Genomic DNA, 12,358 nt, shown 5'->3' with positions numbered 1-12,358 from the left:
GGATCTTGGAGGTCACCGGACGGTTGTATGACGGTTCGATGACAAAAACCACGAACGGCCCACGCGATTGGGCGACCCGTGCCGGGCCGGTCATGATGCCCATATGACGGCCGTACTGGTGATCGAGGACGACGACCGCATCCGGCTCGCGCTGCAGCTCGCCCTGGAGGAGGAGGGCTACGAGGCGTACGGCGCGCCGACCGCCGAGGACGGCCTGCGCCGGCAGCGGGAGAAGCCGGCGGACTACGTGCTCGTCGACCTGATGCTGCCCGGCATGAACGGGTTCGACTGCATCCGTCAGCTGCGCCGCGACGACGACGTGCCGGTCGTGGTGATCAGCGCCCGCGACGACACCCACGACATCGTCGCCGCGCTGGAGGCGGGCGCCGACGACTACGTGGTGAAGCCGGTCGCGATCAAGGAGCTGTCCGCCCGGCTGCGGGCGCTGCGCCGGCGCGTACGCACGGTGGCCGGGCCGGTGCCCGCCCAGTTCTTCGGCGACCTGGAGATCAGCGCGGAGGCCGGCGAGGTGCGGCGCTCGGGACAGCCGGTGCCTGTCACCCGCACCGAGTTCCGGCTGCTCTGCGAGCTGGCCGAGCACGCCGGGCGGGTGCTGTCGCGCCAGCAGCTGCTCAGCCGGGTCTGGGGCTACGAGACCGGCGACGAGCGGCTCGTCGACGTGCACGTGGGCCGGCTGCGGCAGAAGATCGAATCCGACCCGGCCAACCCGCGCCACCTGGTCACGCTGCGCGGCCTCGGCTACAAGCTCCAGCGATGACCCGGCCCGGCCTGCGCGCCCGGGTCACCGCGGCGTTCGCCGTCGGAGCGTTGCTGCTGTCCGCGCTGATGGCCCTCTTCTCGTACGACCTGACCCGGCGCTCGCTGCTCGACGAGCGGGAGCGCACCGCGGTACGGGCCGCCTACTACGACGCCGCCGTGGTCCGCTCCGGCCTGGACACCGGCACCCCGGACGTGGTGGCCGTGCTGCGCTCGCTCGACACCGGCAGCGCGCGCCGCCCGCTGCTGCACCTGCCCGACGGCTGGTACGCCCGTACCGCGGACGTGGGCGCCAGCTCGGTGCCGGTGGAGTTGCAGCGCGTGGTGGCCGACGGCAAGCCCGCGGTGCAGCGGATCCGGCTCGACGGGCAGCCCGTGCTGCTTGTCGGCGTGCCGCTGCCCGGCGCGCTCGGCTACTACGAGCTGACCTCGCTGCGGGAGGTCGAGGAGACGTTCCAGGTGGTGGGCCTGGCACTGATCGCCGTGGCGATCATGGTCGCCGGGGCGGGCGCGGCGCTCGGCTGGTACGCCACCCGGCACAGCCTGCGGCCGCTCACCGCGGTCGCCGACGCGGCGGAACGGATCGCGGCCGGCGACTTCGCCACCCGGCTCGACCCGACCACCGATCCCGACCTCACCCGCCTGTCCAGCTCGTTCAACGAGATGGTCGACAAGCTGGTGCACCGCATCGAGCGGGACCGGCGCTTCGCCGCCGACGTGAGCCACGAGCTGCGTTCGCCGTTGCAGACCCTGGCCGCCGCCGCGAGCGTGCTCCACCGCCGCCGGGAGCACCAGGACGAACGCACCGCGACCGCGGCGGGCCTGGTCGCCGACGAGGTGACCCGGTTCCAGCGCCTGGTCGACGATCTCATCCAGCTTGCCCGCACCGAGCAGCCGGCGCACCGCGAGACGGTCGACGTGCTGGAGCTGGCCCGGACCGTCTGCCGGGAGCGGTCGCTGCCGGAGAGCCTGGTGACGGTCGAGGGTGACGCCCCGCGCCTGTGGTGGGTCGACCGGCGCCGGTTCGCCCAGACGCTGCTGAACCTGGTGGAGAACGCCGAGCGGTACGGCGGCGGGCCGGTCGCCGTACGCCTCGGCGGGCGCGACGGCGTGGGCGTGCTGGAGGTCGACGACGACGGTCCGGGCGTACCGCCCGGTGACCGCGAGATCATCTTCGACCGGTTCGTGCGGGGGCGGGCGGCGCACTACCGGGCCGGCACCGACGGCACCGGTCTCGGGCTCGCGCTTGTGGCGCAGCACGCCGCCGCGCACGGCGGTACGGCCGCGGTGCTGGACCGCGAGCCCGGCGCCCGGTTCCGGGTCGAGCTGCCCGGAGCGCTGCGATGAGCCGCCGGCGGCTCCTGCCCGCCCTGCTCGCGGCCGTGCTGCTGGCCGGCTGCGGGGTGCCGGTGGACGACGAGCCCCGCCTGGTGCAGACGCCACCGGGCGCGTTCCCGACCCCCACGGTGTCCTCGACCGCCGACGGCGACGGGCGGGTGGACGAGCCGTTCTGCTTCGTCCGGGACGACGGGCTGGTCGTGGTCAAGCGCCGGGTGGACGGGCTGCCGGAGGTGGATGCGCACCTCCAGCACCTGCTGGCCGGTCCGGACGGCGGCGAGCGCCGTCAGGGACTGGCCACGGCGCTGCCCGGCACGGTCGCGGTGGCCGGGGCGACGCTGGCCGGCACGCTCGCCACGGTCGACGTACGCCAGGCCGGGGAGGAGACCGGCCGCAACGACGAGGTGCTGGCCTTCGGGCAGATCGTGTGCAGCCTCACTCAGCGGCCCGACGTGTTCAGCGTGGCGTTCCGCCGGGACGGCCAGCCGCTGGAGGTGCCACGCGCGGACGGGAGCCTCTCCGCGCTGCCGCTCACCGCCGCCGACTACCGGCCGCTGTTACCTCGCTGACACCCTTCCTCGCCGCTGTGTCCGTATATGAACCGAAATCTCCATCGTCCGTTCGGTTGATTTGGTGATGGCCTTTGGTCTAGTGTGGCTGGCACGACCGGTGTGGGAGGCCACCCGTTCTCCGAGGACAGGAAGGGCAGCATGACCACGATGACCATGGGATCGACCGCCACCGAGGTGCACCGCGCGCCGCAGACGGGCGAGGAGACCCGCGCCAGCGAGCTGATCGCGGCGCTCGCCGCACTGCCGGCCGACCACCCGCAGCGGGCCGCCCTGCGCAACCAGGTCATCGAGGCGTGGCTGCCGCTGGCGAACCACCTGGCCGCCCGCTACAGCGGTCGCGGCGAGCCGGCCGGTGACCTGGCCCAGACCGCGGCGCTCGGCCTGATCAAGGCAGTCGACCGGTTCGACGCCTCGCGCGGTGTCGACTTCGCCGGCTTCGCCATCCCGACCATCCTCGGCGAGATCAAGCGGCACTTCCGCGACCGCACCTGGAACATCCGGGTTCCGCGGCGCCTCCAGGAGCTGCGGCTGCGCATCTCCGAGGCCAACAGCACGCTGACCCAGACGCTCAACCGGGCCCCGACCGTCGCCGACATCGCCGCCCACCTCGACGTCACCGAGGAAGAGGTGCTGGAGGGACTGGAGGGCGCCCGCGCGTACAACGCGGTCTCGCTGTCCACCCCGATCGGCGACGGCGACAGCGCCACCGAGCTGGGCGACACGCTCGGCACCGAGGACAACGAGTACGAGCTGGCCGACCTGCGCGCCTCGCTCGGCCCGGCGCTCGCCACGCTCGACGAGCGGGAGCAGAAGATCCTCACGCTGCGCTTCTACGGCAACCTGACCCAGAGCGAGATCGCCGCCCGGGTCGGTGTCTCCCAGATGCACGTGTCCCGGCTGCTCGCCCGCGCCCTGACCAAGCTGCGCGGCCAGCTCACCGAGGCCTGATCGACCCTTGACGCGACCCCCGCCGGCCCGTCCGGCGGGGGTCGCGTCGTGTCACCAGCGCGAGGGCGGGGGCGGCGGCACCACCGGCGGCCGGTCGTCGCAGGTGATGGTGTTCGGCAGCAGCCACGGGGCCAGCCACCCGCCGTCGTTGCCACCCAGATCGGTCAGGGCGAACTCCGACCCGGCGGGTGTGAAGTGGAACGACCCGCAGTTGTTGACGCCGACCGCGCCCACGTTGCGGGCGTCGACGTTCGCGAAGCTCGCCCCGCCCGCCGTACGCGCGCTGACCACCGACGTGCCGGTGCCGTCGACCCGGATGTCGCGGAAGCGGACGTTGTCGATGCGGACGCTGTCCTTCACCGGCCAGTCGCTGACCAGCATGATCGCGTTGTAGGTGCTGTCCAGGTACGCGTCGCCGGTCACCTGGATGTCCGCGGCGTCGATGCTGCGGTCCAGCGCGTAGAACCAGATCGCGCCGAGGCCGATGTTCCAGTTCAGGTCGTACGTGCCGGCCCGCACAGTGGTGTTGCCGGTGATCCGCAGCCGGCCGGTGAACGGCTCGGCCCCGAACCGGGAGCCCACCTGGATCGCGCTGCCCTCGCGTACCGGGTCGGCGATCAGGTTGTGCGCGACGGTCAGGTCGGCGCCGCCGTACAGCGCGATGCCGTTGGCGAGCACCGGCGACTGCACCGTGTTGTAGGCGAACGTGTTCGACGCGTTCGCCGTACCCTCCGACCACATCGCCAGCGCGTCGTCGCCACTGTTGCGGACCACCGAGTTCGTCACCGACGAGTGCGTGACGCCGGTGTGGAAGTTCAGCCCGTCGGCGATCTGGTCGGCGATCACCGTGTTCGTGACCCGCAGGCCGGTCATCGGCCCGTCGAACCACATGCCGACCTTCGTGTGGTGCAGGTAGAGGCCGTCGATGGTGCTGCGGTTCAGCGCCCCGCCGACGGCGTTCACCTGGTCGGTGTCGATCCGCTCCCGCACGTCGCCCTCGATCGCGAAACCGGACAGGTGCACGTCGCTGCTGCCGCCGTCGGCGGCGTCGCGGCCGTAGAAGCCGACGCCCGTGTGGCGGGAGCCGTCGGGCGCCGGGGTGTCCAGGGCGACCTCGCGCCCACGCACGATCGTGTACCAGCTCCCGGCCCCGGCGATCGTCACGTCGTCGACGATTATGTGCCGGTTGACCTGGTAGGTGCCCGGCGGCAGGTAGAGCGGGCGGTCCACCCGGCGGGCGTACGCGATCGCGCGGTCGAACGCGTCGGCTGACTCCCGGCGGCCGGTCGGGTCGGCGCCGAAGGACAGCGCGTTCACCGCGCGGGGGACCACGCGGGGCGGCGCGACCAGATGCGCGTCCACCAGGTCGATCACCGTCCACGCGGCGGCCGTGCCGCGCGGCGCGGTCAGCCGGACCACCTCGCCGGCCCGATGGGTACGGCCGAGCAGCAGGCGCTGCTCGTCGTAGAAGTGGTGCGGCCGGAACGGCTTGCTGATCACCGGCGCGGGCGTGGTGGCCGCCGGGACGCAGGAGCACTCGGTGATCCACCAGTCCGGGTGCAGCAGGTCGGCGCCGGGATCGTTTGTGAACGGGTACTGGTTGTAGAGCCAGGCGTACTGCGAGGTCAGCGTCATGGTGCGGGCGGGCGCGTGCCCGACCGCCACCCGCAGCGGCGCGGTGATCCCGCCGCCACCGGGCGCGTCCGGGATGCTGTAGCGCACGGTCAGCGCGTTCGTGGCCCGGGGGAGTGCGAGTTCGACGTACTGGCCGGGCAGCAGGCGTACGGCCCGGCGGCCGGACGCCTCACCGGCGAGTGTGTACGCCGACCGGTCCGGCCCGATCACGGCGCCGGTGGTCCGGCCGTGTTCCGCCTCCTGTTCGACGTAGTCCACAGTCGCACCGCGACCGGCGACGAGCGCGGGGTCCAGCCCGGCGCGGGTCACCACGGGAGCCGGTCCGCGCGGCGGGCCCGCAGTGGCGGCACCGGGCGGTACGAGCAGGGCGGCGGCGACGAGCGCCGCCGCGAGGATCCTCGGCACGCTCCGCGACATCGGAGCACCCACTTTCTCGGGGGACGGGGTGGCCTCGGCGGCGCAGGCCATCGACAAGGTTCCTCATGTTATTCCGGCGCTCTGTTGCCTTTCAAACATCAATCTGCTCGCATCTTTCGGACCGTTTGCCTCCGTACGCGGCAAGAACCGACCACTTCGGCTGTTCATTTCTTGCAAGAATCCGACGTACGATTGCCGCCGTGACGAAGCGCCTGACCGAGGTGGCCCGCAAGGCGGGCGTCAGCGAGGCGACCGTGAGCCGGGTGCTCAACGGCCGCGGCGGCGTGTCCGAGGCGACCCGGACCGCCGTGCTGACCGCCCTCGACGTGCTCGGATACGAGCGCCCGACGAAACTGCGCGGCGAGCGTGCCCGCCTGGTCGGCCTGGTCCTGCCGGAGTTGCAGAACCCGATCTTCCCGGCCCTGGCCGAGGTGGTCACCGGCTCCCTCGCCCAGCGCGGCTTCACCCCGGCGCTCTGCGCCCGCACCATCGGCGGGGTGCCGGAGTCCGGATACGTGGAGATGCTGCTCGACCACCAGGTCAGCGGCGTCATCTTCGCCGGTGGCTCGTACGCCCTCGCCGACGCCTCGCACGAGCACTACCGGCGCCTGACCGACCGCGGCCTGCCCGTGGTGCTCGTCAACGCCGGCGTCGAGGAGCTGGGCTTCCCGCGGGTGTCCACGGACGACGCGGTCGCCGTCGAGCAGGCGTACGGGCACCTGCGCTCCCTCGGCCACGAGCGGATCGGCATGGTGCTCGGCCCGGCCGACCACGTGCCCTCGCGCCGCAAGCTCGACGCCATGGTCCGGGCGGCCGGCTGGGGCGAGGACCGGTCCCTGGTGGAGCGGTCCAGCTTCTCCATGGAGGGGGCGCGGGTGGCGGCCACGAAGCTGATCGAGCGCGGCGCGACAGGGATCGTCTGCGCCAGCGACGTGCTGGCGCTGGGCACCATCCGGGCCGCCCGCCGCCTGGGCTGTGCCGTACCGGCCGACGTCTCGGTGGTCGGCTTCGACGACTCGGCGTTCATGACCTGCACCGATCCGCCGCTGACCACTGTGCGGCAGCCGATCGAGACGATGGGCCAGGCCGCTGTGGACCTGCTGGTGACCCAGATCGAGGGCGCCGGCGTGCTGCACGACGAGCTGCTGTTCGAGCCCGAGCTGGTGGTACGCGGCTCCACCGCCCCCGCCCCTCGCCGCTGACCCCCGGCGGCTTCCGCCGCCTCGCCCTGCCCCGCCGCGCCGCGCCCCGCCTCGCCACGTCCGTCGATCTTGGAGTAATGGCGCCCGGAATGCGGCCTACTTCCGTTATCTGAGGTGCCACAACTCCAAGATCGACGGACGGCCCGCGCCGCAGTCGAGTTCTTGCATTCTTGCGTTCGCATCTTGCTGGGTTCGGTTCGCGTCGCTACAGTGACTCCACTCACACCTGACCCGGGGCGCGGTTTCCGGAGGCAGGGCGCGCGCCGGTTGCCGTTCCACCACCTGAGGGCAGCCGCGCGGTCACCGCACATCAGTGAAGGCCATGGATACACCCGTTCCCGAAGGGATGGACAGATGTCCGTACCGCAGTATCGGAAGGTCGCGGCGCTCGCGCTCGCGGCCGGCCTCGGGCTCAGCCTTGCGGCGTGCTCCACCAAGAGCGACGACAGCAGCGACGCCGGCGGCAAGGTCACCATCACCGTCGACTGCCAGCCGGTCGGCGCGCAGAAGGAACTGTTGAAGAACTGGAACGACGACGTCGCCGAGTTCCAGCGGCAGAACCCGGACATCGTCGTCAAGAGCGTCAGCGTCGGCGAGCAGTGCAACAACCCGCCGGACTTCACTGCCCGCCTCGCCGGCGGCACCGTCACCGACGTGTTCTACGGCTACATGACCGACCTCCAGCAGGTGCTGGACTCCGGTCAGGCGATGGACATCGGCCAGTACGCCACCAAGGACACCATCCCCACCTGGGACAGCGTCGACCCGGCGCTGAAGGAGGTCTTCACCGACGGCGGCAAGCTCTACGCCGTACCGGTGAAGAACTACTCGATGGGCCTGATCTACAACAAGGCGCTGTTCCAGCGGGCCGGGCTCGACGTGAACAACCCGCCGAAGACCTGGCCCGAGGTGCGGGCCGCGGCCAAGAAGATCTCCGCGCTCGGCGACGGCATCGCCGGGTACGCCGAGTACAGCGCCGGCAACACCGGCGGCTGGCACTTCACCTCGCTGCTCTACTCCCAGGGCGGCCAGGTGCTCAGCGCCGACGGCAAGAAGGCCGACTTCAACAACGCGATGGGCAAGCAGGTCCTGCAGAACCTCAAGGACATGCGGTACGGCGACAACAGCATGGGCAGCCGGCAGCTGCTCCAATGGGGTGACCTGCTCACCAACGCCGGCGCCGGCAAGGTCGGCATGTTCATCGGCGCGCCGGACGCGACCCAGGCGATCGTGAGCCAGTTCCAGGGCAAGTACCAGGACTGGGCGATGGGTCCGCTGCCCGGCCAGGACGGGCAGGCCAAGGCCACGCTCGGCGGCGGCGAGGGTTACTTCTTCAAGAAGGGCCTGAGCCCGGAGCAGGTCAAGGCCGGTCTGAAGTGGCTCGCCTACCAGAAGCTGACCCCGGGTAAGGGCCAGTTCGACTACGTGCGCGCCAAGCCGCAGAACTACCCGGTCGGCCTGCCCCAGCCGCTGCTGTTCACGAACGGCAGCGACGCGCAGAAGCAGGAACTGGAGCTGCGCAAGGCCAACGCGAACGTGGACACCACCAACTTCGCGGTCTTCGAGGCCAACCCGGTGCCGATCAAGGGGGAGCCGCGCAACGCCCAGGCCGTCTACGCGGTGCTCGACGCCGCGATGTCCGGGGTGCTGACCAACCCGAACGCGAACATCGACGCGCTGCTCAAGACCGCCGAGGACAAGGTCAACCAGCTTCTGGCCGCGCAGAGCTGACCCGACCGGAGGTGGGGCCGGCGCACCGGCCCCACCTCCCCGAGCACCGCAGGAGTCGCCTTGGCGCTCACCACCGCCCCCGGTGCCACCCGCCGTCCCGGCCCCGCCGCGCCGACGCCGTCGCGTACCGCCGGACGCCGCGCCGGACTCGGCCGCAAGGTCCGGGACAACCTCACCGGGCACGCGTTCCTCATCGGCGCTGTCGTCTGCTTCGCCGTCTTCTCCTGGTACCCGATGGTCCGCGGCGTCGTGATGAGCTTCCAGCGCACCCGCCGCGGTGAGACCACCTGGGTGGGCTGGGACAACTACAGCCGGATCATCGCCGATCCGAGCTTCTGGACCGCCTGGAAGAACACGTTCGTCTTCACCGGCCTGGCGCTCGTCCTCGGCTACCTGGTGCCGTTCTTCGTGGCGATCCTGCTCAACGAGCTGCGCCACGCGAAGGGCTACCTGCGGGTGCTCGTCTACCTGCCGGTGATGCTGCCGCCGGCGTCCGCGCTGTTCCTGTTCAAGTTCTACGCGTACGACCCGAGCGAGGCGGGGCTGTTCAACGCGATCCTCACCGCGCTGGGACTGCCCACGTCGGAGTGGATGCAGTCGCCCACGATGACGATGCCGGCCATGGTGATCGCGTCGACCTGGATGAACATGGGCGGCGCCGTGCTGATCTACCTGGCCGCGCTGCAGAACATCCCCGGCGAGCTGTACGAGGCCGCCGAGATCGACGGCGCCGGGGTGTGGCGGCGAATCCTGCACGTGACGGTCCCGCAGACCCGGCTGATCCTCGCGCTGCTGGCGATGCTCCAGATCGTCGCCACCATGCAGCTGTTCATCGAGCCGCTGATCCTCGCCAACGGCGCCGGTACGCAGGACTCGGCGACCTCCGTGGCGTACCTGATCTACCAGCACGGGTTCTTCCAGAACGACCTCAACGGCGCCGCCGCGCTCGGCGTGATCATGCTGGTGGTGCTGGCCGGGTTCTCCGCCGTCTACCTGCGACTGACCGCGAGACAGGACTAGGACATGGCCGCCGACCTTACCACCCGTACCCTCATCTCCCACGCCCAGTTGCGGCGCGGTCGCGGCCGCGTCCTCTACTGGGTCGTGCTCTCCGTGGTCGTGGCCGGGTTCACGCTGGTGTTCCTCGGCCCGCTGTACTGGATGGTCACCGGCGCGCTGAAGTCCGGCCAGGAGATCGCCCAGACGCCGCCGTCGCTGTTCCCGCGCGACCCGCAGCCGGGCAACTACGTCGACGCCTGGAACAACCTGGACCTGGCGAAGCTGCTGTTCAACACGTTCTACTACGCCACCGGCGCGGTGGTGTTCCAGCTCGTCCTCGACACCGCCGCGGCGTACGCGTTGTCGAAGCTGCGCCCGGTGCTGGGCAAGCTGATCCTCGGCATGATGCTGGCGACGCTGATGATCCCGGCGATGGTGCTGATCGTCCCGCAGTACGTCACGGTGATCGACCTGCCGATCGTGCACGTCAACCTGCTCGACTCGCCGTTCGCGATCTGGCTGCCGCTGGTGGCGAACGCGTTCAACATCTTCCTGCTGAAACGGTTCTTCGACTCGATCCCGGAGGACCTGATGGCAGCCGCCGTGATGGACGGCGCCACCCCGCTGCGCACGCTCTGGTCGATCGTCCTGCCGATGTCCCGCCCGATTCTCGGCGTGGTGGCGATCTTCGCGGTGACGGCGGTCTGGAAGGACTTCCTCTGGCCGAAGCTGGTCATGCCGTCGCCGGAGACGCGGACCGTCAGCGTCGGCATCTACGCCTTCGCCGGCGGCACCCCGATGAACGTGGTCATCGCCGCGTCGGTGATCGCCGCGATCCCCACAGTCGTGCTGTTCCTGATCTTCCAGCGCAACATCATGTCCGGCCTGACCACCGGCGGCCTCAAGGGCTGACCCCGCGCCACCGCCCGCGCCCGGGCCGCGAGCCCGCCGCAGCAGAACCGACCCGCAGAAAGCAGGTGCCCGTGTCCATGGCCGACAACAGCCCGTGGTGGCGCTCCGCGGTGATCTACCAGGTCTATCCGCGCAGCTTCGCCGACGGCGACGGCGACGGGATCGGCGACGTCGCCGGCATCCGGTCCCGCCTGGATCACCTCGCCGCGCTCGGCGTCGACGCCATCTGGTTCAGCCCCTGGTACCCGTCGCCGATGGCCGACGCCGGCTACGACGTGTCCGACTACCGCGACATCGACCCGGTCTTCGGCACCCTCGCCGAGGTGGAGGCGCTGATCGCGGAGGCGCACGCGCTCGGCATCCGCAGCATCGTCGACGTGGTGCCCAACCACTGCTCCGACGCGCACCCCTGGTTCCGGGCCGCGCTCGCCGGCGGGCCGGGCGCGCCCGAGCGGGACCTGTTCTGGTTCCGCGCCGGCCGGGGACCGGGTGGCGACCTGCCGCCCACCGACTGGACCGGCGAGTTCGGCGGCCCCACCTGGACCCGCACCACCGACCCGGACGGCACCCCCGGCGACTGGTACCTGCACCTGTTCGCCCCGCAGCAGCCCGACTTCAACTGGGACCACCCCCGGGTCCGCGCCGAGTTCGAGGACATCCTGCGCTTCTGGTTCGACAGGGGCGTGGACGGCATCCGCATCGACTCGGCCGGGCTGCTGGTCAAGGACGGCACGCTGCCCGAGGTGTACCCGGACCGACCGCACCCGTTCCGCGACCAGGACGGCGTGCACGACGTGTACCGCGCCTGGCGGCGCATCGCCGACTCGTACCCGGGCGGGCGGGCCCTGGTCGGCGAGGTGTGGCTGCCCGACCGGCAGCGGTTCGCGAACTACCTGCGCCCGGACGAGCTGCACACCGCGTTCAACTTCGACTTCCTCGGCTGCGCCTGGGACGCCACGTCACTGCGGGAGAGCATCGACGGCACGCTCGCCGCGCACGCCCCGGTCGGCGCGCCGGCCACCTGGGTGCTGTCCAACCACGACGTCACCCGTCACGTCACCCGGTACGGCCGCGCCGACACCCGGTTCAGCTTCGCCGCCAAGCGCGAGGGCATCCCCACCGACCTGGAACTGGGCACCCGCCGCGCCCGCGCCGCCGCGCTGCTGTCCCTCGCACTACCTGGCGCCGCCTACGTCTACCAGGGCGAGGAGCTGGGGCTCTGGGAGGTCGAGGACATCCCGTACGAGTTGCGGCAGGACCCGATGTGGGAGCGGTCCGGGCGGGTCGACCCCGGCCGCGACGGCTGCCGGGTGCCGCTGCCCTGGCAGGGCGACACCCCGCCGTTCGGGTTCAGCCCCGACGGCGCGACTGCCGCGCCGTGGCTGCCGCAACCGGCCGACTGGAAGGACCGCACGGTCCGCGCCCAGACCGGCGATCCGCACTCGATGCTGGAGCTGTACCGGGCCGCGCTGACGCTGCGCCGCGCCGAACCCGCGCTCGGCGACGGCACGCTCACCTGGCTGCCCGCACCGGACGGCGTGCTCGCGTTCGCCCGCGAACCCGGCTTCACCTGCCTGGTCAACCTCGGCGACGCAGCGGTGCCGCTGCCCGCGCACGACCGGCTGCTGCTGGCCAGCGGCCCACTCGACGACGACCGGCTGCCACCGGACACCGCGGTCTGGCTGCGTACCCGATCGGCCTGACCGCGGCGCCGGCGGTCCCGTCCCGCCGCCGGCGCCGCGACACCGGCGGCCCGTCCCGGCCGCCACCACACGACACACCTGGGGAGGAGAAGGAGAGGCAACGCCGCACGGGGGATCTGGCCAC

General features: G+C 71.6%; 10 protein-coding genes. 9 read left to right on the top strand and 1 reads right to left on the bottom strand.

Going from position 1 to position 12,358, the window contains the following annotated elements; genetic code table 11:
- The first annotated feature begins 103 nt into the window (after nucleotides 1–103).
- The 4 genes from FHX31_RS15180 (at nucleotide 104) to FHX31_RS15165 (ending at nucleotide 3,635) form a co-directional block, all read left to right on the top strand.
- Nucleotides 104–778: a response regulator transcription factor gene (locus FHX31_RS15180; RefSeq protein ID WP_013286142.1), complete on the top strand. Its 675-nt coding sequence runs from the start codon at nucleotides 104–106 to the stop codon at nucleotides 776–778.
- The gene (locus tag FHX31_RS15175; RefSeq protein ID WP_184976591.1) at nucleotides 775–2,124 is read left to right on the top strand and encodes a sensor histidine kinase; all 1,350 of its coding nucleotides are present in this window, start codon (nucleotides 775–777) and stop codon (nucleotides 2,122–2,124) included. The genes FHX31_RS15180 and FHX31_RS15175 overlap by 4 nt, the downstream gene beginning before the upstream one ends.
- A complete protein-coding gene (locus tag FHX31_RS15170) occupies nucleotides 2,121–2,684 on the top strand; it encodes a GerMN domain-containing protein (RefSeq protein ID WP_013286144.1) in 564 nt (187 codons plus the stop codon). The genes FHX31_RS15175 and FHX31_RS15170 overlap by 4 nt, the downstream gene beginning before the upstream one ends.
- 141 nt (nucleotides 2,685–2,825) lie before the next feature.
- Entirely contained in the window at nucleotides 2,826–3,635 is an 810-nt protein-coding gene (locus FHX31_RS15165; protein ID WP_013286145.1) for a SigB/SigF/SigG family RNA polymerase sigma factor, read from the top strand.
- Nucleotides 3,636–3,686: 51 nt separating this feature from the next.
- On the opposite strand, the gene FHX31_RS15160 is transcribed toward FHX31_RS15165, so the two are convergent.
- The gene (locus FHX31_RS15160) at nucleotides 3,687–5,687 is read right to left on the bottom strand and encodes a glycosyl hydrolase family 28-related protein (RefSeq protein WP_123111256.1); all 2,001 of its coding nucleotides are present in this window, start codon (nucleotides 5,685–5,687) and stop codon (nucleotides 3,687–3,689) included.
- A 200-nt stretch (nucleotides 5,688–5,887) separates the two neighbouring features.
- Between FHX31_RS15160 and FHX31_RS15155 the strand changes: the two genes are divergently transcribed.
- From FHX31_RS15155 to FHX31_RS15135, 5 genes are all read left to right on the top strand, one after another.
- On the top strand, nucleotides 5,888–6,889 hold the full coding sequence (locus FHX31_RS15155) for a LacI family DNA-binding transcriptional regulator (protein WP_013286147.1): 1,002 nt from the start codon (nucleotides 5,888–5,890) through the stop codon (nucleotides 6,887–6,889).
- Between the two features lie 354 nt (nucleotides 6,890–7,243).
- Complete coding sequence (locus tag FHX31_RS15150; protein WP_184976589.1) at nucleotides 7,244–8,620, top strand: ABC transporter substrate-binding protein; 1,377 nt, start codon at nucleotides 7,244–7,246, stop codon at nucleotides 8,618–8,620.
- Between the two features lie 60 nt (nucleotides 8,621–8,680).
- Nucleotides 8,681–9,640, top strand: coding sequence for a carbohydrate ABC transporter permease (locus FHX31_RS15145; RefSeq protein WP_013286149.1), 960 nt, complete (start codon nucleotides 8,681–8,683; stop codon nucleotides 9,638–9,640).
- Nucleotides 9,641–9,643: 3 nt separating this feature from the next.
- Entirely contained in the window at nucleotides 9,644–10,531 is an 888-nt protein-coding gene (locus tag FHX31_RS15140) for a carbohydrate ABC transporter permease (protein WP_071095185.1), read from the top strand.
- A gap of 77 nt (nucleotides 10,532–10,608) precedes the next feature.
- Nucleotides 10,609–12,234 (top strand): glycoside hydrolase family 13 protein, encoded by a 1,626-nt coding sequence (locus FHX31_RS15135; protein WP_184977793.1) that lies wholly within the window; start codon nucleotides 10,609–10,611, stop codon nucleotides 12,232–12,234.
- The last annotated feature ends 124 nt before the right edge of the window (nucleotides 12,235–12,358 follow it).

The sequence above is a fragment of the Micromonospora sp. CNZ286 genome (assembly GCF_014207755.1).
Note: the sequence above shows the minus strand (reverse complement) of the source record. Positions and strands in the feature narration are given on the sequence as shown.

Coding starts and splice junctions, on each gene's coding strand:
- FHX31_RS15180 (WP_013286142.1), top strand. CDS start 104: ATGACGGCCGTACTGGTGATCGAGGACGACGACCGCATCCGGCTCGCG.
- FHX31_RS15135 (WP_184977793.1), top strand. CDS start 10,609: ATGGCCGACAACAGCCCGTGGTGGCGCTCCGCGGTGATCTACCAGGTC.
- FHX31_RS15140 (WP_071095185.1), top strand. CDS start 9,644: ATGGCCGCCGACCTTACCACCCGTACCCTCATCTCCCACGCCCAGTTG.
- FHX31_RS15165 (WP_013286145.1), top strand. CDS start 2,826: ATGACCACGATGACCATGGGATCGACCGCCACCGAGGTGCACCGCGCG.
- FHX31_RS15175 (WP_184976591.1), top strand. CDS start 775: ATGACCCGGCCCGGCCTGCGCGCCCGGGTCACCGCGGCGTTCGCCGTC.
- FHX31_RS15170 (WP_013286144.1), top strand. CDS start 2,121: ATGAGCCGCCGGCGGCTCCTGCCCGCCCTGCTCGCGGCCGTGCTGCTG.
- FHX31_RS15150 (WP_184976589.1), top strand. CDS start 7,244: ATGTCCGTACCGCAGTATCGGAAGGTCGCGGCGCTCGCGCTCGCGGCC.
- FHX31_RS15160 (WP_123111256.1), bottom strand. CDS start 5,687: ATGTCGCGGAGCGTGCCGAGGATCCTCGCGGCGGCGCTCGTCGCCGCC.